The sequence below is a fragment of the Bythopirellula goksoeyrii genome (assembly GCF_008065115.1).
In the GTDB taxonomy this organism is placed as follows: domain Bacteria; phylum Planctomycetota; class Planctomycetia; order Pirellulales; family Lacipirellulaceae; genus Bythopirellula; species Bythopirellula goksoeyrii.
Genome location: NZ_CP042913.1, coordinates 1,856,069 through 1,879,536, shown reverse-complemented (window position 1 = coordinate 1,879,536; position 23,468 = coordinate 1,856,069). Strand labels below are relative to the sequence as shown.

The following is a 23,468-nucleotide window of genomic DNA, read 5'->3' as shown; positions in this document are numbered from 1 at the left end:
GAGTATTCATGAACGCCTGTTCTCGAACTAGCACTGGTAGTGTTCATCGATGGCGACGTAAAGCGAGGCGTTTGAGAGTTGCTCAATTATCTTGTTTGGCCATCGTCGTCCTCGCGTGTTGGGTAAACAAATGCTCGGCTCAGGATTTGACTGCCGTCGAAGCCCAAACGATCGCTCGTGAAGCATACATCTATGGTTACCCAATCGTCGAAAGCTACCGGACGATGTATGCCTTTGCGATCGACGGAGATAGCGATGAATTCAAGGCACCACTTAATGCCTTCAAACACGAGGCCAACGTTTTCACTCCGGCTGACAAAGAGGTCGTCACCCCCAACGCCGACACGCCCTATTCGTTCTTGTGGATGGACTTGAGAAGTGAGCCTGTCGTGCTGGGTGTCCCGGCCAATGAGAAGGCTCGCTACTATTCGATCCAGTTGACGGATCTGTTCAAGTTCAATTTTGATTACATCGGTTCCAGGGTGACCGGCAACGGCGCAGGACAATACCTGATCGCCGGGCCAAACTGGACAGGCGAGACTCCAACGGGCATTAGCAAAGTGATCCGATGCGAGACCGGATTTGCGTTAGCCGTCTATCGCACGCAGTTGCTCGGGCCCGATGATCTTCAGAACGTCAAGGACATTCAGAAGCAGTACACTGCAAAGACTCTGAGTGAATTTGCCGGTGAGCCAATGCCGGCTCCCGCGACCGAAACCGAATTTCCACTCCCGTCGCCTGATGCTGGCCCGGATCTCGCATTCTTTTCAGCACTCAATTTCATTTTGCAATTCTGTCCGCCTTCTAAATCGGAACAGAAACTCATCGCGCGATTGGCACGCATTGGTGTGGCTGCGGGTGAGCCGTACGATGTTGACGCGATCAGCCCCGATATGCGGGAATCGCTCACCAAGGGCATGGCCGAAGGCGAGGCTGCAATCACGGCCGCGGCTTCCAAGTTAAAGGTCGCCGAGGTGATCGGCACACGCGAATATCTTGGCAGCGAATATCTCATTAAGCGCGCAGTGGCTGCGAAGCTCGGGCGTTACACCAATTCCAAAGAGGAAGCACTCTATCCTTTGTATCTCTCGGATGCCGGGGGAAAACCGCTCGACGGAAGCTCTGCAAACTATGTATTGAAAATCGGGCCAGAAGAACTGCCGCCGGTCAACGCGTTCTGGTCCATCACGGTCTACGACAGCCAGAACAACACACTCGTCCTTAATCCGATCAGCCGATATCGAATCAGTTCATCAATGCTTGATTCACTTGACCGCGATGTGAACGGCGGTCTGACAATTCCCATTCAATGTCAGTCGCCGGAAGAAGAACAGGCGGCCAACTGGCTGCCGGCGCCGAACGGGCCATTTTACATGGTCATGCGTTTGTATTGGCCGAAACCGGAAGCCTACGACGGCACGTGGACGCCACCCTTGGTGTGGGAAGCAGATTCGGCGCCGACGGCGACTGTTCAAAAGCCTGCCGGCGCCGAGGCGGCCGAAGAAGTCAAGCCGTCGGTGCTGATCGATGAGCTAAAACCCGAGATGGAACGCCCGACAGTGTGGGGCGAACCAACAGAGGTTCAGGTGGCGATCTATGTCATCGATGTCGACGAAGTTAATTCGGCAGATCAAAGTTTTGCCGCCAGCGTGTATTACGAAGCGCGATGGAAGAACCCCTTGTTGCGTCACAAAGGACCGGGCCCAATGAACCGTAACATCGCCGAGGTCTGGTCTCCGCGACTAACGATCATTGGGCAGCAAATGCAATGGCGATCATTCCCTGATTCCGTTGAAATTCGACCGGACGGCACCGTGATTTCTCGACAAAAGGTTTGGGGACGGTTTTCACAACCGCTGATGCTTCGCGATTTTCCGTTCGATCAACAGACGTTGTCGATCCAGCTTGTCGCGGCAGGCCTTTCGGAAGAACACGTCAAAATAGTTCCGCTTGTCAATGAGATTGGTAGATCATCCAGCATAGCGAAAAAGTTCTCATTACCGGACTTTGATGTCGAGTCTTGGGAAGCCCTACCGACTCCCTATTACCCTACCGAAGGCCAGGTCGGAGTGGCAGGGTATCAAATGAACATCCGCGTCCATCGTCAGGCGACCTACTACATCCTCAAGGTTATCATTCCCTTGTGCCTGATTGTCATGATGTCTTGGTTGCCTCGGTGGATTGACCCCGAACAAATCGGAACGAATATCGGCATTTCAACTTCAGCGTTTCTGACCCTTGTCGCCTACTTGTTTGCAATCACGGTTCTCTTGCCGCGAGTCTCTTACGTCACACGCATAGACCGGTTCATTTTGCTCTCGACGCTGACGGTATTTGCAGGCTTGATCCAAACCGTCTTCAATACGGTCTTGATTCGACGCGAAAATGGGCAACGAGCTGAAAAGATCGACTGGTGGTCGCGGATTGTCTATCCAATTCTGTTGGTGATCGTGCTGGTATCTTCCTTCCTGTTTTGACGACCCTAAGTCACCATGAGACAAAATTCCTCTGCAGCTCAGCCCCGTATATTGCGATTTCGGTCGGCGACTGGAACGGCGCTGACTTCAGGTCTACTCTCGCGCAAAACTGAAGTGTCACTAAAGAAGATTACTGGCTTCCTCAATCCGCATCTAACCAAGTATTCAAGTTTCACAACCAGCAGACAAAGATTCTGCAATTAGCAAGAGTAGACAACATGAAATCAAGACACGCCTGCATAGACGCATTGACACTCATGATGGCGATTGTTGTCGCAACGACATGTTGTGCGCAAGAGCGGCCCACCGATCCGATTGGAGGCAAACCGCCGGTGGGTGCCAAGCCTTCATTCACCAACTTCGCAACCTTCCAGGATCAGGTGCTGTACCAGCGGGCCTTTGAGGCGGTTCTGTGGTCCGTGCCCATGGTGAACAAGCTGGGCCTGCGCCGCGGAACACTGGCAATCGGTGGCGGCGACAACGTCGTCCTGGCGTGGTCCGCCGGGGCGACGCCGAAGTTCGAGGCCCTCACCCCGAACAATGTTTCGCCCTATGTGCTTGCGATGACTGACCTGCGGAAAGGGCCGGTCGTGCTTGAGATACCCGCGGCCAATGACAAGGCGATTATGTTCGGGCAGATCGCCGATCACTGGTACCAAACCTTCGTCGATATCGGGCCGATTGGCGTCGACAAAGGCAAGGGCGCCAAGCTCTTGCTCACGCCTCCGGGCTACACGGACAAGGTGCCAGCGGGTTACATCGAAGTGAAGAGCGTCAGTTTCCGCCCTGATATGGCCATCCGGTCGATTCCAACGCCCGCCGGGAGCCCGGTGGACGCTGAGGCGTTGGGCAAACAAATGAAAATGTACTACCTGTCCGAGCTTCCGAACCCGGCGCCGACAAAGTTCATCGATCCACTGAACATGCAGTGGCCGACGCTGGCACGGTATGACGAACGCTGGTTCGAGGATATTCATAATGTGATCAGCGTCGAGCCATCGACACGGCGCGACATGGTCATGATGGGGATGCTCAAGACCATCGGCATCGAGAAGGACAAGCCCTACGCCCCCGATGAAAAAACCAAGGCGATTTATCGAAAGGCGGTTGTAGACGCTTATCATTACATGCAGGAAACCTTTGCAGAGGAACTGCCAGGAGAAGCGTGGTGGGCGGACCGCAAGTGGCGAGATATCTTTTTCTGCGACGCGAACAAGAGTTTCAAATGGGAGACCGCAGATTTGGTCGACTACGACATGCGCGCGGTCCGTCCCTGGTTCTCGGCCATCTATTTCCCGGCAAAAGTCGCGGAGAAACCGGCGACAATGTACATCGCCACGATGCGTGACGCGGACGGAAACCTGTTCGAGGCCGGTAAGACATATTCGCTCACGGTGCCCAAGGATGTGCCGGTCAAACAATTCTGGTCACTGACCATCTATGACCGCGACACCTGGGCATTCATCTATTCGCCGCAGATGCTGCCGGGCCTTTCTTCGCGCGACACCGACAAGATGACAAAAAACGCCGACGGCAGCGTGACGCTCTACTTCGGCCCCGAGGGACTCGAGACGAACTGGATTCCGACATCCGGCAAGGCACCCTATGCGATGTTCCGTTTCTACGGACCCGAAGAGGCTTTTTACAACAAGACCTTCAAGTTGGCAGACGTGGAGTTGGTGAAGTAATCTTGACTTGGGCTTCTCGCCGTTTTGGTGGTTGGGATGCGTTTGTAAAAGGCGTCCGCGAGGATCATGAAGGAGAGGTTCTTGCGAGGCAGAAGTGTTCCCTCCATCGCGGTCGGAATCCGCATCGATTTAAGCGACCTGTGAATTTTCCAAATTGCCGCTAACCGCGACAGATAGAATCGCCCTGCGCATTCTACAAACAGCGAGATCGAACTGTTGAATCCCATTGGCGTACTCAGACTGTTCACTCACGATTGCGGTTTCTCGGTCGCAGACTCGCGCGTCGTTACGCGCCGAGGTCGACAAACCGACCGCAATTGGCCTCCGCGCTAACTAGCTGAAGTTGGACCAACACCAGCAGATTGGCCAGTCGGCTAATACGCAGCGGTCTAGCTCCGGCGAGGACACCTCTCGCAGCTAGCCGGAACTCTTCGCCGCCGCGAGCGGTGCAACCTCGCACAGTTGGCCAACGATCCAATAGCCACAGAGCTCGGAGAAATGAGAATTGAGTTATTCTCTGTGTTCTTGGTGTGCTCTGTGGCTATATAGCCTTTTGCAGTTTTCGACTTTGCAATTCTCCTGGTATGGTGAGATGGAGGAGGTGAGGGGTAAGGGCCGAGGGAACCCGGAGGGCCGTGGCCCTCCGGCTAAGAGCCTATTGCAGAACCTCTCGACGGACAGGAGTGTCCGTTTCTTCGGCGAGGTTCTGGGATAGGCGCTAAGTGCAGGCCATCGGTTTGAGCCCGGGCATTTGCGGTGTATGCTTTCTCTTATCATGAGCCGTCCCGACCAACGACTTTCTGACATCTACCCTTGCCGTACCGAGCGATGGGTGCTGCGCAGGCGAACCTTGTCATTCCGGCAGCGCCCCCTTTTGATGGGAATTGTGAATGTGACGCCTGATAGCTTTTCTGACGGTGGGGAGTTTCTTGCCCACGAGAAGGCCATCGAACATGGCTTGCAACTCGTGTCAGACGGCGCTGACATTTTAGACATTGGTGGCGAGAGTACGCGGCCTTACTCGGAAGCTGTCGATGAGCAGGAAGAACTTCGACGCGTATTGCCCGTCATCGAAAGGTTGGCCACAGCTGTCGATGTACCGATTTCGATTGACACGAGCAAATCTTCCGTGGCAAGCGCTGCCCTGGCGGCCGGCGCGGAGATCATCAACGATGTGACCGGGCTCGAAGGTGATCCGCGCATGTTACTTCTCGCTGCGGAAGCAAACGCTGGGGTGTGTGCCATGCATATGCAGGGGACACCGCAGACTATGCAGGATGATCCGCAGTATGGTGATGTCGTCTCAGAGATTCACGATTACCTGGCGATGCGGCGTGATGCTTTGACCGCGTGTGGAATTGCTCTAGAACGTGTCTGCCTGGATCCAGGAATCGGTTTCGGAAAATCGCATCAACATAACTTGACTCTGATGGCCAACTGCTGGCGATTCCATGACCTTGGCTGTCCGATCTTGGTGGGGCATTCTCGCAAGGGATTTCTAGCCAAGGTGTTGGGGGACAAATCTCTGGATCGCACGGCGGCTACCGTCGGTGCTTCCTTGGCCCTGGCCCGGCAGGGAGTCCAAGTGCTGCGAGTACATGACGTGCGGCCTGTCCGCGAGGCATTGCTAGCATTCGAGGCGACGGGGGGCATCGACGGCTCGTGGCTCCAGCTAACGTGATCGTCGCCTTTCGCTCCGCCAAATCGCTACTTTCGCGAAGCGAAAGACGACTATCTTCGGCGTTGACCCTTCCGGGGGCTTGGAGGATACTGAAGTAATTGACGTATTCTCTAACAAAATGGTGTCAGACGCCTTTTTCACCCCAATGAAAACTCTTGATAAATCTTCCGAAGCGACTCAATTGAGCGAATACTGCCGGCGTGTAGCCCAACAGGCCAAGGCGGCATCGGTTGAACTCGCGCAGCTTCGAGGAGAAACCAAGATCGCCTGGTTGCGGCAAGCGGCTGAATCTCTACGGGCGCAATGCGATACGATACTCCAGGCCAATGAGCAGGATCTGGAGGCAGCCCCTGGATACGGCTTGACCGATGCTGCGATCGATCGCCTGCGGCTCACAACCGAGCGGGTTGATGCCATTGCCGTGGCTCTGGAGCAGGTTGCCCAGTTGGGTGACCCAATTGGCGAGGTAATCGACTCGACGGTGAGGCCCAACGGGTTGGTGATCAACAAGATTTGCGTTCCGTTGGGAGTCGTGTTTTTTGTGTATGAATCACGTCCCAATGTGACGGCGGATGCTGCGGCGATTTGCGTTAAAGCTGGCAATGCTGTCATTCTCCGAGGGGGCAAGGAAGCAATGCATTCGAGCCAGGCGATTGTCGAGATCATCCGCTCTGCAGCGACCGAGACAGGTGTCCCTGCCGACGCAGTACAGTTGGTCGATACTACGGATCGAGAGGCGGTTGGGCATTTCTTGCGCCTGCCGGAGTCTATAGACGTGGCAATTCCCCGTGGCGGGGAAGGGCTCATTCGACGCGTGGCAGCTGAGGCACAAATGCCTGTAATCAAGCATTTCACGGGCAATTGCCATGTCTACGTGGACACCGCAGCCGATATGAATATGGCGACCGACATTTTGGTGAACTCCAAATGCCAGCGAATGGGAGTTTGCAACGCAGCCGAATCGTTGCTAGTGCATGCAGATATTGCCAGTGAATTTCTACCTCGAGCGGCAAAAGCACTGGAAGAAAAAGGCGTGGAAATTCGCGGGGACGAACGGACTTGCGAGCTTGTTCCCGCCGCCATAACTGCGACCGAAGAGGACTATGCCACGGAATTCCTAGGTCCAACGATCTCCGCATGCGTCGTCGGATCGTTGGCTGAAGCGATTGAACACATCAATCGCTATGGATCGGGACACACTGATGCGATCGTTACCGACAATCTGACCTCCGCCCAAACGTTTACGGCCCAAGTCGATAGCTCGGCCGTGGTGGTTAATGCCAGTACCCGATTCAACGATGGTGGCGAGTTTGGCCTTGGAGCGGAAATCGGTATTAGTACCGATAAATTCCATGCCCGTGGCCCGTGCGGTATCGAGGAATTGACCAGTTACAAGTATGTGGTTCACGGGAGTGGGCAGACGAGGAAGTAGGTTGGGGAGTGAGTAGGTGGAGTAGGTGAGTAGGTAAGAAATGCTACACTTACTCACTTTATGATAATGCAAAGGAGTGCGAAATGGCAGGCGATGTACTGAGCCAGGCAGAAGTGGAGAACTTGCTCACTTCTCTGGAGAGCGAACCGGATCTCCAAGACCCGCAGGCTGGCGGTTCGATGGCTTCTCGGCCTCGTGAGAAGGTCACTGTCTACGACTTCAAGCGGCCCGAGCGAGTCGGCAAGGAGCAAATGCGCGCCTTGCAGACAATGCACGAAGGCTTCGGCAGGAACTTCGGTGCCGCTCTTTCGGCAATGCTGCGCAATATCGTTGAAGTTAAACTGACAAGTGTCGATCAGTTGACCTACAGCGAGTTCGTTTTTAGTCTAGAAAACCCAACTTGCTTCAACATCATCAATGCCCCTCCACTGGAAGGGCAATTGATTCTCGACTTGAATCCCTCGATTTTGTTTCCGATTATCGATCGACTGCTGGGTGGGAATACGATGTCGACCGCACCAGTGCGGCGGCCTTTGACAGAAATCGAATTAAGGCTCGTTTCACGCATCACGGGTCTTTTCTTGCGTGAGATGCAGCAGACTTGGGAGAATGTCCTTAAGTTTGATCTTGAGGTCGACCGTGTGGAAAGTAACCCTCAGTTGGTTCAGATCATTCCCGCCAATGAAGTCGTCGTGCTGATCAGCTTTGAGTTAACGGTTGGTGAAACTCGGGGAATGATCAATCTTTGCATTCCCTATAACTCAATTGAACGTGTGAGCCACAAACTTTCGTCGAACAATTGGGTCAGCTATCGCAAGAAACCACCGACGGCGGAATCAATTCAGATGCTCAGCGACCGATTGTCAGATGCTGCTGTCGAAGTGGTTGTCAACTTGGCTGAGACGAACATCTCCACTGCCGATCTGATCAACCTCAAGGTTGGGGATGTTATTGCTACCGAGCAGGACGTTTCCAAACCGTTGGTCGTTTCAGTCGAGGGAAAGTCGAAGTTTCATGCTAAACCCGGCCAATATAAGGGTCGCAAGGCAATCGAAATTACCGACCTGCATGAGGAACACCACCTGCATTTTGCACCGCACGAAGCCCTGTCCACAGCGAAATCACAGGCAGAAAGTGCTTGATTTGCTGACTTGAGAGACGAAGTAATTGACATTGGGGGGGGTGGCAAGTGAGAATAGAAGTAGACAGACTAGCTTTTCTGGTTCGAATTCGAATGACTCGTTAGCGTATTCACGCTTGATCATAGTTTGAATAGTGGTCAATGCACGGCAATGCCGCTAAGCCGCAAGCGGCGAAATGGGAGACCTACTCATGGGAATCTCAGTGACATGTCCCAACGGACATGAATTTAAGGTTAAAGACAAGTATGCCGGCAAGAAGGGACTGTGTCCTTTTTGCCCTGGCCAGGTCAAGGTGCTTGTTCCCGATGCTACTTCTTCAGATGTATTGTCGTCGGCGGCTTTCCGCGCGGTGCGTCAGGAGCACAACCCTGGCGGAGATTCGTCCGTTCTCGATGACCACGATCCTCATTCCAACGACAGTAGCGTTAGCTTGCTTGGCTCATCGGTGATTCGTCACAACATTAAATGCAAGTGTGGCGAAAGGGTGCCGATGTGGTATGCCAAGTGCCCTAAGTGCGGCACTTTTCTTGAGCATTAGTTTGAGCTATTTGCCTTATGCGAATGGCTCTTGTCAATACAAAGTCGTTAGGGTTGCAACAGATATAGGGACTTTCGCGATCTGCCTATTCAAACCACCGGCTTCCGCCGGTGGCTTGAAAGGAAGTTGGCCAGAATACTTGACGACCAAAAATGCTTCTGCCTAGTATGGAGACTGGAGACTCTCTTTTGGTATCACAGAGGCGTTAGTTGTGATTCATCTACTTCGAAATGTGTTTCTGAGCGCGCTGCTCACTTTGCAATTAGTACCCATGGCCGTCGGCGAAGAAGTTGCACCAGTTTATCAGCGTGACCGTGGCTTTCCCCAAGCAGGTAGCAATTGGGGATTTCCTGGTGGATATCCATTTGGGATCGGGTATGGCTTTGGATTTCCGCCGCAAGTCTACGGTGGGAGTTGGTATCAGCGACCTTACCCCTATCATCTTGATTACTTTCGCTGGCGATACAGTACGCCGCCTGTGGAAGTCAACTCGGCACCGTGCGTCGAGGATGAAGTTCCCTGATAGGAATTGGGGTTGCATTCATAGCCGGAGGCACACCTGCCACCGGGAGTTCTCAGCATCCCGGACCGCGTGGCGGTCCGGCTGAGACATCATGCGAGAGCAAAAAACCAGTGTTTAGCGACCGAATCCTAGGCTAAAGCTGAACACCTGTTCGCGATCGAAGGGAGCACTGCTGACGGGGAATGCGAAGTCGAGTGCGATCGGTGCTGGCCCCATCGCAGGAACGGTCACTCGCAAGCCGAGACCAGGGGCGACTCGGAAGTTATCGAGACTGACGTCTTGTTCGACCGTACCAAAATCGCAGAAGACGACTCCATGGAGCATGTCATCGGCGGTGATGGGAAAGAGGTATTGCAGCGAATTGAGCCACTGGAAATCACCACCAGACTCGATGTTGTCGCCACCTACGTTGGTCACGGGGGAAGCACCCCGGAATCGATATCCACGAAGGGTTGCGTAGCCACCAGCGTAGAAACGATCGTAAATAGGTGCGTCTTCGCCCATCCAACCAACGGCCGTCGAGTAACTGACCACGTGTCGGCCAGAATGATCAGGCCGTTCTCTCATGAGCCAATAAGTCCGAAAGTCAGCTTCGATCCGAGGATAGACGAATGAACCCAGAACTTGTTCCGCACCGAGTTCGAGATAATGTCCTTGGGTAGGCAAGAAACTGCTGTCTCGCGTGTCGTTGATCACCCCCAGTTTGAATCCTTGTAGATTGTTGTTTCCTACAACTTCATCGAGATCTGGGAACGCGCCAGGTGCAGTCGCAATATTGCTGATGTTGACGTTTTCGCCTCGATAGGTGACCAGAGTCGAGAGGTCGCGTTCCAACCACTGGTATCCCAATGATATTCTGCCTCCCAAGCGCCCTTCATCCCAATCATCATAGCGACGGTCGAAGTAGGATCCGCTCAAGCCTAGGCTTATAGGTGAGTCGAACAAATAGGGCTCCTGGAAACTCATCAAATAGCGATTCACACTGCTACCCGGAGAGGCATCGATGCGGAATCTCTGGCCGGCACCCCGGAAAGCAGTCCCATTGCGAAAGTCTTCCCAACTCCGCGGTAAGCGTTTCCAGTCGAAATTTCGTTCGTCGATGACGATATTTCCCACGATGCCTGCATTGGAGTTGATACCGGCACCGACTTGAAGTCGACCTGTTTGAGTCTCCATGCCATTGAAGATGACATCAACCGTCTTGGGTGCTGGATAGGGTTGTCCCGGAAAACCTAGATCGCCATTTGGAAAAACTTGATACCCCGGCACAGGATTTCCTTGGAAACCCGGAATCACACCAGCGGACTGCGAAGGAGGTGCAATCGCTTCTGAATATTGGGCGGGATAGACGTTGCCGCTATTTGGTGAAGTCTTGGAAGCAGGTCCCGTCGCACCGGGAATCTGGCCACCATACGGCGAGTTGGCCGAGTTGGGGAGGGTAGCATAGGCACTTTGTGGCTGGTTTGTTGGACTTTGACCTCGCACGGACTGATAGGGATTGCCAGCTTGGACAGCGGTTTGCTGAGCGATGGTTGGTCGCACCCACCAAGCTGATTGTGAACTAGAGGATTCAGGACTTTGGCCACGAATGATAGGCTGATCATTGGCGTTGTTCTCACGGTCACCGTCATCCGTATGGGAAGGGACCAACCCTTCTGCTTCGAGCCAAAGTTGGTAGTGCTCCCAATCGTGACATTCGACGTGGATATCCAACGGCTTCGAGTCGGCTGAACTTGCCGAAGGTAACATTCGAATCTGAGAACTAGGTGGTGGTAACACGCCTGGTCCAAGCATGTCGGGACTTTGCCCTCGCAAGCCCGCTCCTCTTGAATTACTGCTCACACGGGCGCTAGGACCGTCGCCAGGGTAGCTTTCGGCAAGTCCCATCCCAGTTTCTTCGGATATTCTATAGGTGATTTTGGGACGAACACCTGTAGCAGGATCGGAGTGAAAGAGACCGCTAGCTACCAGACGCCGTTCGCTGGCATTGATCTCTCGAATATCGACAACGTCACCTGGTCGCACCGACATCCGATTCATTGCCGTCTGGATGCGTGTGTGAGGATTGTCTCCCTCGATGTTCACGATAATTCGGCCTACATGAAATTGTTCGCCTTCTTCGATGTGATAGAGCAAATCCACTTCACCTGGTTCTTCCAGGAACACTGGTTCTGGCCGTACATCAGCGAAAACATAGCCGTGACTACCATAAAGTTCTTTGATCCATTGAGCATCTGTTCCCATCTTAGCCTGCTCGAAGGGTTCCCCGCCCTGAAGCTTAGCCGCTTCGGAGAGTGCGACCGGCTCGAATTTAGTGTTCCCCAGGAACTTCACGCTACGGACCTGGTAGCGCGGACCTTCGGAAATGACAAACGTCACTTGTGCCCATTTCTTACTCTCGTAGTAGTCTACCTTGCGGCTTATTTTCGCTTGAAAGAATCCGAAGGAGCGATAGTACGAAGTCAGCAGGTCCACGTCAGAATCTATCTGTTCGCGGTTAACATAGCCTTTCAGAACCATCAAAGTTGGCGGCTTTGTTTTTACGATGGACTTGAGACGCCCAGAGGAGACGAATTCATTCCCTACGAATTCCACATTCCATACTTTTTTTGTGGTGCCTTCGTTGATGAGAAAAGAAATTCCCTTGTCGGTTGGTTTAGTCCCTTCCAGGATTGTGACTTGCGCGTTGTTGAAACCTCTTCCCTGGTAATATTCTTCGAGTTTGCGCCGGGCCTCTTCCACGGCATAGGGATCAATTGCTCCGCCCGATTGGAGACCCGTTTCCTTGGCGAGCTTCTTATCGGGAACTTCTTCATTACCAAGATAGGTGATGTACCGAATTGTGGGTCGCTCAACGACTTGGAAAATCACGATGCGGCCTTGAGGCGTCGTTTCGTAGAGTGGCTTGACATCGATGAACCAACCGAGATTCGCTAGTCGGCGGACGTCGCGTTGCACTACAGACCGGTCAAACGGCCTGCCAACACGTGTGGTGAGGTGGCTGGCTACCTGCTCCGAAGTGATTGTTGTATTGCCTACGACGCGGATTTCTTTGACCTGTTCAGCAGGATTTACTGCAACTGCCGTAGCGGAGGGATTCATTTCTTGGGTCAAAGCACCATTGCTCGCCCACCAAAAACTGATTGCGAATAGCAAGAAACACTTCGCAAATTGCCTTGGTTTTCGAAGGTATTGCATGTTGAGATGCATGGGCAATTCGAGATGGGCTTGCGGAGAAAATCGTAGTGATGAGGCCGGTCACACGCAAAGTGCGCAGTTGGACCACCGTTCGGGCCGCAAAGAAATAGCGGATGCCTGAAATACCGGCAAGCCGAGTTCTCACCAAGAACTCTTAGAAACGCATGTTTCTCCGAGAATTGCTCAGTCGAATTCTTCGTAAGCTTTCTGGGAGAAGTTGCGAAAACGGGTAAAATCGTGAAGCCAGGCAAGCTTAATGTCTCCCGTAGGGCCGTTTCGCTGCTTGCGAATCAGGAGGTCCGCTTCGCCACGAACCCGCTCACGATCCTCAGGATTGGTTTGATAATACTCCTCACGATGAATGAACATGACGAGGTCAGCATCCTGCTCGATAGCACCTGACTCGCGTAAGTGGCTTAGCTGTGGCTTGTTATCGCGAGAAGCTTCTACTTGTCGATTAAGTTGCGCTAGGCAAAGCACGGGTACGCTCAATTCACGGGCCAATCCCTTGAGGCGTCGTGCTATCTTTGCTACCTGTTCCTGACGAGGGTCGCGAGAATTATCAGGTTCGATCAACTGCAGGTAGTCGATCACAATCATTGAGAGATTCTCGCGCCTTTTCAAACGTCGGGCATTCGCAGCTATTTCTGTCATGGTTCGGCTAGGAGAATCGTCAATATAGAGAGGTGCTTCGCTTAGTTCGCTCGCACTGCGAACAAGCTTGCGGCGTTCTTCGGAAGTGATCGTTCCGTTGCGAAGGCGGTGGCCGTTCACCTCAGCAACCGAGCATAGCAGCCGATCACCAAGTTCCAGGGCGGACATTTCCAGGCTCACAAAGAGCACCGGTGAGCGAAGCTGGAAAGCAACATGCTCGGTGATGTTCATCGCCAGAGCCGTTTTTCCCATACTAGGTCGGGCGGCTAATATGATAAGCTCGGAGTTCTGTAGTCCACCGGTGAGTTGGTCGTAGTCGTCGAATCCGGTTTCTAAGCCACCAAAAGCATGTTGCTGGTCCAGTCTCGCGTCAATTCGCTCAAGTGATTCGTGCAATACTTCATTGATGCTACTCAGATCATTTGATCCACGAGATTCGAGTATGCCAAAGACTTTTTCCTCAGCACGGCTGAGCGCCACACGAGTCTCTAGAGTAGGATCGAAGGCATCGTGTACGATATCCGTCCCAGCATGTACCAGCGATCGCAACACTGCCTTGTCAGCCACGATCCTCGCATAGTACTCAGCGTGTGCAGCCGTGGGGACAATCTGCCCAATTTCTGCTAAATAGGCTGCCCCTCCAATCGACTCATACTGATCGGCAGAGCGTAATCTCTCCACCAGCAGCATCGGATCGATACTCTGGCCGGAATCGTGCATCTGCAGCAAGTGCTCGTAGAGACACCGGTTGGCATCATCGTAGAAGTCGCTTGGCCTGAGGAGCAAGGCAACTTCGTCGAACACGGCCGGAAGCAGCAAGATACTTCCCAAAACCGATTTCTCGGCTTCGAGATTCTGCGGCATTTGCCGACCTAAAGGAGAGTTTGACTGATTGCGTACGACTGCAGAAGGACTCCGTTCAACTGTTGCCACGGTGAGTTCGCTCCATCTCTACGAGGCAGTGGACCCGCAGGGGACCCACGTAATAGAAAGACTAGCAGGACGCATGACACGCAGCAGCGCGTCGGCATGGCAAATCAGGCTATTGGTCGTCGGCACCAACGGTGGGGACGACCCAAACCTTCAACTCACCCTCCACTTCATTGGAGAGGCGGAACTTGACCGTGTAAAGCCCCAATTCCTTGAGTACCCCTTCCATGCGAATCTGATCAATTTTGAGTTGAATATCCACCTTTTTGAGGGCCGCGGCGATATCGGCAGCACCCACACTGCCATACAAGTGGCCGTCCTCGGTGGCATTGGCTTCGATCGTGATGCTCTGTTTAGAGATCTCGGCAGCCTTCTTGCGGAGATTTGATTGATGAACTTTCTCCAGGGCTTGCAGCTTGACGCGATGTTTTTCGACCATTCGTTTGTGGTGGTCGGTGGCAAGCGTGGCCATTCCTTGAGGAATCAAGTAGTTGTATGCAAAACCAGGGCGTACTTCGACGACATCACCTTGATGCCCGAGGTCCTCCACGCTGTGGATCAGCAACAATTCAATTCCACCGTGATCTCCCTTGGGGAGTCGGCGACTGGCGTGGGCGCGTCTTTTGATTTTTTTGAGCTGAGTTTTCATGTTTATCTGTTGCTGGATAGTTTGCTGAGTTTGTAAGTTTTCAAAGTATGATTCTGGGCTACGGCGCGAAGCTAGAATGGAATTTCATCTTGAGGTGGTGATGAAGCGGACTCATAAGAATCTCCGGAGGAGTAATCTTGAGAATTGTCTTCTCCCGAAGAACGGCTTCCGCCGCCACCCCCTCCACCGCCACGGCCTCCAACCATTTGCATCCGCTCGCCTATGACTTTTAATTTCGTGCGCTTTTGGCCATCTTTCTCCCAAGAGTCCATCTTCAAGCGACCTTCTATCAGAACGCTGGAACCCTTGCTGAGATACTCGTTGGCAACTTCTGCCGTGCGTCCCCAGAGGGTGATGTCGACAAAGGTCACTTCTTCGGTCCATTGATCGTTGCGCTTCACCCGATCATTGACAGCCAAACCGATGTCCGTCACAGCCATGCCGCTGCCAACGTAACGCAATTCGATATCACGTGTTAAATTGCCGAGCAGAACCACTCGATTGAAACTGGCCATGGCAACTTTCCTTCCGTCAGATACAAATTCGATGGATGCAGGCGATGTGGGAGCCAACTACGAAAGATGCTATACGCCTACTTCTTCGACAACTTCTTCAGAATCCTCAGTATCTTCATCTCTTGAGTCATCCGAACTCTCGCTTACTGGTACCGCTCGGACGACTCCGCCACTTCGAGCATGCTCTAGAATTGGCTCAACGAGTGCTCCCGGCAAGCGGATAAACAGTTGTCGCAGGATATTATCCTGAATTTCGCAGTCGTGTGTCAGACCCGTAAGCTTTGAAGTTGGCAGACGAAAGTAGGTGATCCAGTAGGCACCTTTACGATGACCTTTCACGGGATATGCCAAGCGTCGCTCCTCCCACAGTCGGCTCACCTCGATTTGGCCTCCGGCCGATTCGATCAGCCCATTCACTTCGCGTTCCAAACCATCATGGTCTTTCGCGAATGCATTCGCATCCAGGATAAACAAACCTTCGTAAACGCCAGTATTCTCTTCCAAAACTCGACTCCGCTAATTGATGTGACTCGTTTGGCACCCGTGAGGATATTCTAATTTTTGATGTCAGCCTGCTTCAGGCGGACCACCGTTAAACTGGCTCATTGCCAGAGTTATTCCCTGCTCTGCCCAAGTCTGCACGGCCTGATGGGCTCGAGTGACTTGATTTCGCACTTCCTTGCATTCTTGGGAAGTAAACTTCCCAAGCACAAAATCGGCTGGATTCCACTCCTCAGGAACCGGCCCGATTCCTAATCTCAACCGAGCAATTTGATCGGTCTTCAATTGTCGAATCGTATCAGCCAATCCCTTTTGCCCTCCATCAGAGCCTGCAGGCCGAAGCCGCAGAGTCCCTAAAGGAAGGTGAAAATCGTCACAAACGACTAGCAGGTCATCCGTGCTGATTTTGTAGAAATCCATGGTTTGCTGAATACTCCGCCCACTCAAATTCATGAATGTTTGCGGCATCAGCAGCAGTAATTTCTCAGTACCTACAAGGCATTCTTGGAGATGCCCTTCAAACTTCAAGCGTCCTGTCGAACTAGCAAATTCGCGAGCAAGCGACTGGACAACTTCAAAACCTATGTTGTGTCTTGTTGCTTCGTATTTCTTACCTGGATTTCCCAGGCCTGCGACTAGTTTCATCGTTCCCAGTCGCCTCCTGAATAGCACTTGCCTGTTGATTCGCTGTGATCCCGCAAATCAATCCCGAGGCAAAATGATATTCTATTCCTCTGACTTGTCTTCCTCCTCTTCGTCCTTCCGCTCACCGATGACCTCAGGTTCGGTACCTGCTGCACCCATTTCCTCTTCTTCAGGCTGGATTGTGGGTTCAACACATTGCACAAGGATCATGTCTGGTTCACCCAGGACGACGGCTCCAGCGGGCAAGTCTTCAATGTCAGATACTTTGAGTTCTTCACCAAGATGGAGGTGATTGATGTTCAAATGCAAGTTTTCGGGAATATGACCCGGATCTGTCTCAAGTTCCACCGAGTGAATCAACTGGTCGACGATACCCCCCTCATGCTCACCTGGCGCTTCGCCTCGGAGCAGCAACTCAACGTCGATCGTAACTCGATCTTGGGCTTCAACTCGCAACAAGTCGACATGCAACACGTGCTGCTGAAAAGTGTCCCACTGAATATCTTGCAAGAGTGCCTGGCCCTTGGCAGCCCCTTTGAGTTCAACCAATTTGGCGCCATGACGGAGTGAGGCGTTCAAAGCATCGGCTGAGATTTCTAAACTCAAACATTCTTTGCCATGGCCGTACAACACCGAAGGGAGTTTCCCCGACCGGCGCAATCGGCCGTTGTTGAGCTTCCCAACCAAATCACGCTTCTTTACTTCTAAGACTTCCGACATCTCGACCTCTTAGGTATCCACCTAGGCACAAGCCACCGAGCTAATGCAAACCTTCGATTGTCCGCTATTTGGGGAGAATTTCAACCCCATGAAATGCCGGAGTTTGGGCTATTTTTGACTCTTCGATGACTGGAGGAGGAAGGCACGAGATTGGCGGAGGTGGGACCATGGCCTCCCGGCCACGGCTATGAAAAGTAGTCTGCTGTATTCCTAGTGAAACAACCGGCTAATCGACTCGTTGCGGTGGATTCGCTTGATGGCCTCACCTAGCAGGGGGGCAATGCTGAGCACTTTGGTTTGGGGCAGCAATTGGTCAGGGGTTAATGGGATCGAATCCGTGCACACGATGCTATTCAGATTTGCGGCAGTCAGTCGCTCTACGGCTGGCCCGCAAAGCACGGCGTGGGTGCAAGCAACGTGAATTTCACGTGCCCCACGCTGCCGTAGAACCTTGGCTGCACCGCAGATGGAACCTGCGGTGCTGATCATGTCATCGAACATCAGCACAATCTTGCCGTCGACAGGACCGCCGATCACGTTTTCCTGGGTCGTATTCTCGGCACTGGTGCGACGCTTGTCGACAATGGCCACTGCCCCGCCGAGCCGCTTGGCATGGCCGAGTGCCCGTTTGATGCTCCCCTCGTCAGGGCTGGCGATTACCAAGTCCTCGCTGGGGATGTTCATTTTCAAGAAATGCTCATTTAGCACTGGGGCAGCGTATAGGTGATCGACAGGAACATCAAAGAAACCTTGGATTTGAGCCGCATGCAAATCCATCGCGAGTACCCGATCCGCGCCTGCACGAGTGATGATATTTGCCACCAGTTTGGCCGTAATTGGTACCCGACCTTCGTCTTTGCGATCCTGTCGGGCGTATCCAAAGTAGGGAATTACGGTGGTCACACGTTCAGCACTGGCACGTTTGCAACTGTCGATCATTACCAAAAGTTGCATGAGTGTTTCATTAGCAGGAGGGCAAGTCGGCTGGATGAGGTAGACATCGCGACCGCGAATATCTTCTTCGATCTTGCATGAAGTTTCCCCGTCTGGGAACGCTCCCAAGGCGATTTTCCCGAGCCCGACTCCCAAATAGTCGGCGATGGCCTTACTAAGCTTAAGGTTGGCATTGCCGCTGAAAATCTTGAGATCAGTCATCGTAGTATGCCTATTTTACAGGGGCCATGCGTTGAAGTTCTGCCTCGACTAGCGCCAACTCATCCGTGTTGTTAATGCTCATCGACTCACAGGGTTGTAGTACTTTCTCTGCAGCGACATTCTTGCCGACAGCCAGCATGGCTGCCGGGCAATCGGTGATATAGTATTCCCCTTGAGCATTCTTGTCGGTCAGTTGTTCCAGCGCTGCAACTAGTTGGTGCGAATCGAATACGTAAGTGCTGACATTCACCTCTCGAATTCCTTGTTGGTCAGAGGTGGCGTCCTTTTCCTCGACGATTCCCATAAACCTACCTGAATCATCACGGACGATTCTGCCGTAACCGTGGGGATCCTCTTTATCCACAGTTCCTATCACACAGTCACACTCTGAGGCTGAAAAGTTCTCCAGAAGCTTTCGCACAGAATCGACCTGCAAGAGCGGAGAATCCCCCGCCACAATCAGGACGGGCCCCCGGTGCTGGGCAAGCTGGTCGCGACACATCATCACGGCGTGGCCGGTGCCCAGCTGCTCTTTTTGCTCGACAAACTCGACGTTCGGCTCTGAAGCCAGTTCGGCTCGCACCAAATCAGACCGATATCCGACAACGACGAGAATCCGGTCAATCCCGGCCCCGTTGAGGGCATCGATCACGTAGCGAATCATTGGCCGACCTGCCACGGGGACCAGCACCTTGGGGAGTTCAGATTTCATCCGGGTCCCTTTACCCGCTGCTAGAACGATTGCTAAAGAAGTAGATTCGGAGGGATTATTTTGCATAGCAAGGCTGGAGAAATGGAGTTGAGACCTGGGATATCTTCTGTTTTTAGAGTGCGAAAAAGACAGAACCTAGGACCGCTCTGGTGGCCCTAACCGCTTGTAAGCCTGCCCCGTCGCTATCTTGCCATGAAAGTGTCCCAGTTGCCAGGGTCGGACTAAATCTGCCGGGCGGACGGGCCATCGGGTCTTTCGTCCCTCGATTTCCCGCGCTAAAATGCAAGATTCCGCCCCAATGAAGTTGCATCGCCATTTGACTGCCAATAGAGAGTCCCGTGAAACCAGTTGCCACTGCCCCCCCTTCGAAACGAATTCACCCAAGGAAAATAGTCTTGCAAGATGCGATCCAAAAAGCCGACGTCCTGATCGAAGCGATGGGATGGATCCGTCAGTTTCGTGACAAGATCACTGTCATCAAACTCGGCGGAAGTGTGATGGAAGATCCCGATGCGCTGCGTCACTTGTTGGTCGATATCGTGTTCATGGAAACTGTGGGGATGAAGCCGATCGTGGTACACGGCGGCGGGGCCGCCATTAGCCGGGCGATGGCCGAAGCCAAGATCGAGCCGCGTTTCATTCACGGCCGACGCTATACGGACGAGGCGACCTTGGCGATTGTGGAACGTGTGCTGGCAGGTGAAATCAACGAATCGCTCGCGGAGAGTATCGAGGAGTTCGGTGGCCGTGCGATGCCACTAAACTTTTCCGGTCAGAACAACAACGTGCTCTTTGGAGAAAAACTTGAACTTGAGGACCCGGATGGAAAACCTATCGACTTAGGCTTCGTCGGCCATGTGACTCAGGTTGACCGCGAAACACTCGACAACCTCACCTATGCCGGGCAGGTGCCGGTGATTCCGTCGATGTGTGAAACCTCCACTGGGGATCGACTCAACGTGAATGCCGACACCGCTGCCACCGCCGTGGCTCAGGCCGTCGGCGCAGAGAAATTAGTATTCTTGAGCGATGTGAACGGAGTTCGCAGGGACAAAGAAGATCCCGATTCTCTGATTCACTCACTCTCAGCAGCTGAGGCACAAGAACTGATTGCCGAGGGACGGATTGAGTCGGGGATGATCCCCAAAGTGCAAGCATGCCTCGAAACCCTCAGTAAAGGGGTAGGCAAGATTCACATCATTGATGGTCGACTCCGCCACTCGTTGCTCTTAGAAATCTATACGAATCGAGGCGTCGGCACAGAAATCATTGCCGAACCTGTTTGACCCCAGCTTCCTCTATAGGGCACAAGCCTGACAACCGAGCCCAAGGAAAAATCGTGTCCACTGCCGAGCAAACCCACATTTCGCCTGAAACGTTACAGCTATTTGATGAGTACGTGATCCCGAACTACGGGCGATACCCGCTATCGCTCGTTCGTGGCGAAGGCTCGCATGTGTGGGATGACCAGGGTACTCGCTATCTTGATTTTTTCCCCGGGTGGGGATGCAACTTATTGGGGCATTGTCCTGCACCGGTTGTGAAAGCAGTTCAAGAGCAAGCAGCCCGACTAATCCATGTGCCGAATTCCTGGTACATGGAAGCCCAAGGCCAGTGGGCCAAGCTGCTTAGCGATCGCAGCTTTGGCGGACAGGCATTCTTCTGCAATTCAGGAACCGAGGCCAACGAAGCGGCAATCAAATTGGCCCGGCTCCATAGCGCTCCATCTAAGTACAAGATCATCTCCTTCGAGGGGAGCTTTCACGGCCGCACTTATGCTTCCGTGACCGCCACCGCCCAACCCAAGTATCACGAAGGGATCGGCCCGCTGCTGCCGGGATTTGTCTATGCACCGTTCGGCGATCTCGATGCCGTAGCCGCCAAGATCGATGACGAGACGGCGGCGATTCTGGTCGAGCCGATCCAAGGCGAAGGGGGAATTCGTATCCCACCCGAAGGATTCTTGTCGGGACTTCGAAAGTTGGCCGATGCGCGTGGCTTGCTGCTGATCTTCGACGAGGTTCAAGCCGGTTGCGGTCGGACGGGTGAGTGGTTTGCCTACCAGCATTTTGGCGTGGAGCCCGACATCATGACCCTAGCCAAGAGTCTCTGCGGTGGAATCGCGGGGGGGGCGATGCTGGCCAAGAAAGAGATCGCCGAAAGCCTGCGTCCAGGAATGCATGCCGCGACGTTCGGGGGCAACCCCATCGCGGCACGGGCCGGCATTGCCACGATTGAGATGATCGAAGAACAAGGACTCCTCGCGCGGGCGAATGAACTGGGTGAGGGCTTTCGCACTCAACTCGCTCCGTTGGTGGACGAACTTCCCTATGTCAACGAACTGCGAATCTGCGGCCTGATGATCGGGCTGGAACTCAGCGCACCTGGAGCACCCATCGTGCAACAATGCCTGGACCGAGGATTACTCATCAATTGCACTCAAGGCAACGTCATCCGCTTGCTGCCAGCAATGACACTCAGCGATGAACTAATGGAAAGCGGCTGCGAGATTCTTGCCAATGTACTGCGTGAGCATACTCCTTAGTTTGCGACGCTTCCACGAATTTTTACTACTTCGAAATAGAAATGAACACTCTCCATGCGACACCTGGTAACCCTTCGTGATGTGACCACCGAAGAAATCCAACGGATTTTCGCCCTGACGGCAGATCTCAAAGCCAAACTTCAAAAAGGCATTCGCGAACCCATCCTGCCGGGTCGTGTGATGGCCCTTATGTTTGAGAAACCTTCATTGCGCACTCGGGTAAGCTTCGAAGCTGGCATGGCCCATATGGGTGGCTCTTCGATGATGCTCGGGGACGACGTTGGTTTCGGCAAGCGGGAGCGCGTTGACGACTTCAGTCGGGTACTGAGCGAGTATATCGATGTGTTGGTGATGCGATGCAAACAGCACAGCAGTGTCGTGGAAGTGGCCAAATACGCTTCGTGCAGCGTCATCAATGGACTTACCGATTCTTCCCATCCTTGCCAGGCCTTGGCGGATTTGTACACGATTGATTGCCATGTGAAATCGCTTGAGCAGGCGAAGCTTGCTTGGGTTGGTGATGCCAACAATGTGGCTCGCAGCTTGGCACTCGCCTGTGGAAAACTGGGAGTCCACTTTGCTGTAGCGACACCACCTGGCTATGAATTTAAAGAGGACTTTCTCGCCGATCTGAACAAGGAATGTCCCGGCATGAACCTCACCCTTACTAATGATCCCACGGAAGCAGTACGCGGTGCTTCGGCTGTCTACACCGACGTCTGGGCGAGCATGGGCCAGGAGAAAGAGCAACAACAACGACGCAAAGATTTCGGCCCCTACCAGGTGAATGGCAAGCTGATGTCTGCTGCTCCCAACGAGGCCCTTTTCATGCACTGTTTGCCTGCTCGGCGTGGAGAAGAAGTTACCGATGAAGTGATGGACAGCCCCAACAGCGTTATCGTCGAACAGGCAGGCAATCGCATGCATGTGCAAAAGGGAATCTTGGCCTGGCTGCTTGCCGCGCAGCATTGAGTAGTGGCTGGAAATTGCCCGCCACGATTTCCGAAAACACAGAACCAAAGAAAGAAAACTCAATGCCAGATCGCTCCGAAAATCGTTCCGTTGACAGCCTGCGGCCATTTCGACTCGACAGCAATGTACCGGGTGCAGCTGCCGGCAAGGTGTTAGTGAGCGCAGGACGCACCACAATACTCTGCACGGCAAGCATCGAGGATGCAGTGCCTCCGTGGCTTGCAGGACGTGGTAAAGGATGGGTGACTGCCGAGTACAACATGTTGCCTGGCAGCACATCTCCCCGCAAACAGCGAGATCGGGGCGGGAAAGTCGATGGTCGTTCTTCCGAGATTCAGCGATTGATTGGCCGGAGTTTGCGCGGAGTAGTCAATTTAAAGGCATTGGGTGAACGCACTATCACCGTGGATTGCGATGTGCTAGAGGCCGATGGAGGAACTCGCACTGCCAGCATCACGGGAGGCTACGTTGCGCTGGCAGAAGCAATCGCCTCGCTCCCAGAGTTCCATTCAGGTGACTTGCCGTTTACAGATAGCATTGCTGCGGTAAGTGTTGGCATCGTCGACGGCGAACCCTTGCTGGACCTCGACTACAGCGAAGACGTTCGGGCCGATGTGGATATGAACGTCGTGATGACTGGAAGTGGCCGATTTGTCGAAGTCCAAGGATCGGGCGAAGAAGCGACCTTCGACAAGGTTCAACTCTATGCGATGATTGACCTAGCAGAGCGAGGTATCGCCCAGCTTAGCCAACAGCAAGCGTCCCACCTAAGTGAGTAGTGGAGGAGGGAA

Annotated in this window: 20 protein-coding genes; 11 read left to right on the top strand and 9 right to left on the bottom strand. The window is 53.4% G+C overall.

Annotated features, from left to right (window positions below; genetic code table 11):
• The first annotated feature begins 8 nt into the window (after window positions 1-8).
• From Pr1d_RS07495 to Pr1d_RS07465, 7 genes are all read left to right on the top strand, one after another.
• Window positions 9-2,477, top strand: coding sequence for a DUF1254 domain-containing protein (locus Pr1d_RS07495; RefSeq protein ID WP_148072956.1), 2,469 nt, complete (start codon window positions 9-11; stop codon window positions 2,475-2,477).
• 218 nt (window positions 2,478-2,695) lie between these two features.
• Window positions 2,696-4,165, top strand: coding sequence for a DUF1254 domain-containing protein (locus tag Pr1d_RS07490; RefSeq protein ID WP_210417914.1), 1,470 nt, complete (start codon window positions 2,696-2,698; stop codon window positions 4,163-4,165).
• A gap of 760 nt (window positions 4,166-4,925) precedes the next feature.
• Window positions 4,926-5,846, top strand: a complete 921-nt coding sequence (gene folP / locus Pr1d_RS07485) for a dihydropteroate synthase (protein ID WP_315853118.1) — start codon at window positions 4,926-4,928, stop codon at window positions 5,844-5,846.
• 145 nt (window positions 5,847-5,991) lie between these two features.
• Window positions 5,992-7,278 carry a glutamate-5-semialdehyde dehydrogenase gene (locus tag Pr1d_RS07480; protein ID WP_148072955.1) on the top strand — a complete coding sequence of 429 codons (1,287 nt, stop codon included), beginning with the start codon at window positions 5,992-5,994 and terminating at the stop codon, window positions 7,276-7,278.
• An 83-nt stretch (window positions 7,279-7,361) separates the two neighbouring features.
• Entirely contained in the window at window positions 7,362-8,420 is a 1,059-nt protein-coding gene (fliM, locus tag Pr1d_RS07475; RefSeq protein ID WP_148072954.1) for a flagellar motor switch protein FliM, read from the top strand.
• A gap of 175 nt (window positions 8,421-8,595) precedes the next feature.
• Entirely contained in the window at window positions 8,596-8,958 is a 363-nt protein-coding gene (locus tag Pr1d_RS07470; protein ID WP_210417913.1) for a hypothetical protein, read from the top strand.
• Window positions 8,959-9,169: 211 nt separating this feature from the next.
• On the top strand, window positions 9,170-9,481 hold the full coding sequence (locus tag Pr1d_RS07465) for a hypothetical protein (RefSeq protein WP_148072952.1): 312 nt from the start codon (window positions 9,170-9,172) through the stop codon (window positions 9,479-9,481).
• Between the two features lie 114 nt (window positions 9,482-9,595).
• Here the strand turns inward: Pr1d_RS07465 and Pr1d_RS07460 are convergent, their stop codons facing one another.
• From Pr1d_RS07460 to Pr1d_RS07420, 9 genes are all read right to left on the bottom strand, one after another.
• The gene (locus tag Pr1d_RS07460; protein WP_210417912.1) at window positions 9,596-12,679 is read right to left on the bottom strand and encodes a POTRA domain-containing protein; all 3,084 of its coding nucleotides are present in this window, start codon (window positions 12,677-12,679) and stop codon (window positions 9,596-9,598) included.
• Between the two features lie 183 nt (window positions 12,680-12,862).
• The gene (gene dnaB / locus Pr1d_RS07455; protein WP_238476655.1) at window positions 12,863-14,266 is read right to left on the bottom strand and encodes a replicative DNA helicase; all 1,404 of its coding nucleotides are present in this window, start codon (window positions 14,264-14,266) and stop codon (window positions 12,863-12,865) included.
• Between the two features lie 109 nt (window positions 14,267-14,375).
• Entirely contained in the window at window positions 14,376-14,912 is a 537-nt protein-coding gene (rplI, locus tag Pr1d_RS07450; protein ID WP_148072950.1) for a 50S ribosomal protein L9, read from the bottom strand.
• 71 nt (window positions 14,913-14,983) lie between these two features.
• Window positions 14,984-15,427, bottom strand: coding sequence for a single-stranded DNA-binding protein (ssb, locus tag Pr1d_RS07445; protein ID WP_148072949.1), 444 nt, complete (start codon window positions 15,425-15,427; stop codon window positions 14,984-14,986).
• 69 nt (window positions 15,428-15,496) lie between these two features.
• Complete coding sequence (gene rpsF / locus Pr1d_RS07440; protein ID WP_148072948.1) at window positions 15,497-15,931, bottom strand: 30S ribosomal protein S6; 435 nt, start codon at window positions 15,929-15,931, stop codon at window positions 15,497-15,499.
• Between the two features lie 63 nt (window positions 15,932-15,994).
• The gene (pth, locus tag Pr1d_RS07435; RefSeq protein ID WP_148072947.1) at window positions 15,995-16,573 is read right to left on the bottom strand and encodes an aminoacyl-tRNA hydrolase; all 579 of its coding nucleotides are present in this window, start codon (window positions 16,571-16,573) and stop codon (window positions 15,995-15,997) included.
• A gap of 81 nt (window positions 16,574-16,654) precedes the next feature.
• A complete protein-coding gene (locus Pr1d_RS07430; protein WP_148072946.1) occupies window positions 16,655-17,293 on the bottom strand; it encodes a 50S ribosomal protein L25 in 639 nt (212 codons plus the stop codon).
• A gap of 210 nt (window positions 17,294-17,503) precedes the next feature.
• A complete protein-coding gene (locus Pr1d_RS07425; protein WP_148072945.1) occupies window positions 17,504-18,448 on the bottom strand; it encodes a ribose-phosphate diphosphokinase in 945 nt (314 codons plus the stop codon).
• Between the two features lie 10 nt (window positions 18,449-18,458).
• Window positions 18,459-19,226, bottom strand: coding sequence for a sugar phosphate nucleotidyltransferase (locus tag Pr1d_RS07420; RefSeq protein ID WP_148072944.1), 768 nt, complete (start codon window positions 19,224-19,226; stop codon window positions 18,459-18,461).
• Between the two features lie 329 nt (window positions 19,227-19,555).
• On the opposite strand from Pr1d_RS07420, the gene argB reads away from it, so the two are divergent.
• The 4 genes from argB to rph all read left to right on the top strand — a co-directional run bounded on the left by argB (window position 19,556) and on the right by rph (window position 23,456).
• Window positions 19,556-20,446, top strand: coding sequence for an acetylglutamate kinase (gene argB / locus Pr1d_RS07415; RefSeq protein WP_148072943.1), 891 nt, complete (start codon window positions 19,556-19,558; stop codon window positions 20,444-20,446).
• A 53-nt stretch (window positions 20,447-20,499) separates the two neighbouring features.
• Entirely contained in the window at window positions 20,500-21,705 is a 1,206-nt protein-coding gene (locus Pr1d_RS07410; protein ID WP_238476653.1) for an aspartate aminotransferase family protein, read from the top strand.
• A gap of 54 nt (window positions 21,706-21,759) precedes the next feature.
• Entirely contained in the window at window positions 21,760-22,677 is a 918-nt protein-coding gene (gene argF / locus Pr1d_RS07405) for an ornithine carbamoyltransferase (protein ID WP_148072942.1), read from the top strand.
• Between the two features lie 62 nt (window positions 22,678-22,739).
• Window positions 22,740-23,456: a ribonuclease PH gene (gene rph, locus Pr1d_RS07400; RefSeq protein ID WP_148072941.1), complete on the top strand. Its 717-nt coding sequence runs from the start codon at window positions 22,740-22,742 to the stop codon at window positions 23,454-23,456.
• The last annotated feature ends 12 nt before the right edge of the window (window positions 23,457-23,468 follow it).

Bases quoted from the DNA above. Each gene is read 5' to 3' on its own strand.
- Pr1d_RS07495 (WP_148072956.1), top strand. From the start codon at position 9: ATGAACGCCTGTTCTCGAACTAGCACTGGTAGTGTTCATCGATGGCGA.
- Pr1d_RS07490 (WP_210417914.1), top strand. From the start codon at position 2,696: ATGAAATCAAGACACGCCTGCATAGACGCATTGACACTCATGATGGCG.
- folP (WP_315853118.1), top strand. From the start codon at position 4,926: ATGCTTTCTCTTATCATGAGCCGTCCCGACCAACGACTTTCTGACATC.
- Pr1d_RS07480 (WP_148072955.1), top strand. From the start codon at position 5,992: ATGAAAACTCTTGATAAATCTTCCGAAGCGACTCAATTGAGCGAATAC.
- fliM (WP_148072954.1), top strand. From the start codon at position 7,362: ATGGCAGGCGATGTACTGAGCCAGGCAGAAGTGGAGAACTTGCTCACT.
- Pr1d_RS07470 (WP_210417913.1), top strand. From the start codon at position 8,596: ATGGGAGACCTACTCATGGGAATCTCAGTGACATGTCCCAACGGACAT.
- Pr1d_RS07460 (WP_210417912.1), bottom strand. From the start codon at position 12,679: ATGCAATACCTTCGAAAACCAAGGCAATTTGCGAAGTGTTTCTTGCTA.
- rplI (WP_148072950.1), bottom strand. From the start codon at position 14,912: ATGAAAACTCAGCTCAAAAAAATCAAAAGACGCGCCCACGCCAGTCGC.
- ssb (WP_148072949.1), bottom strand. From the start codon at position 15,427: ATGGCCAGTTTCAATCGAGTGGTTCTGCTCGGCAATTTAACACGTGAT.
- pth (WP_148072947.1), bottom strand. From the start codon at position 16,573: ATGAAACTAGTCGCAGGCCTGGGAAATCCAGGTAAGAAATACGAAGCA.
- Pr1d_RS07430 (WP_148072946.1), bottom strand. From the start codon at position 17,293: ATGTCGGAAGTCTTAGAAGTAAAGAAGCGTGATTTGGTTGGGAAGCTC.
- Pr1d_RS07425 (WP_148072945.1), bottom strand. From the start codon at position 18,448: ATGACTGATCTCAAGATTTTCAGCGGCAATGCCAACCTTAAGCTTAGT.
- Pr1d_RS07420 (WP_148072944.1), bottom strand. From the start codon at position 19,226: ATGCAAAATAATCCCTCCGAATCTACTTCTTTAGCAATCGTTCTAGCA.
- argF (WP_148072942.1), top strand. From the start codon at position 21,760: ATGCGACACCTGGTAACCCTTCGTGATGTGACCACCGAAGAAATCCAA.
- rph (WP_148072941.1), top strand. From the start codon at position 22,740: ATGCCAGATCGCTCCGAAAATCGTTCCGTTGACAGCCTGCGGCCATTT.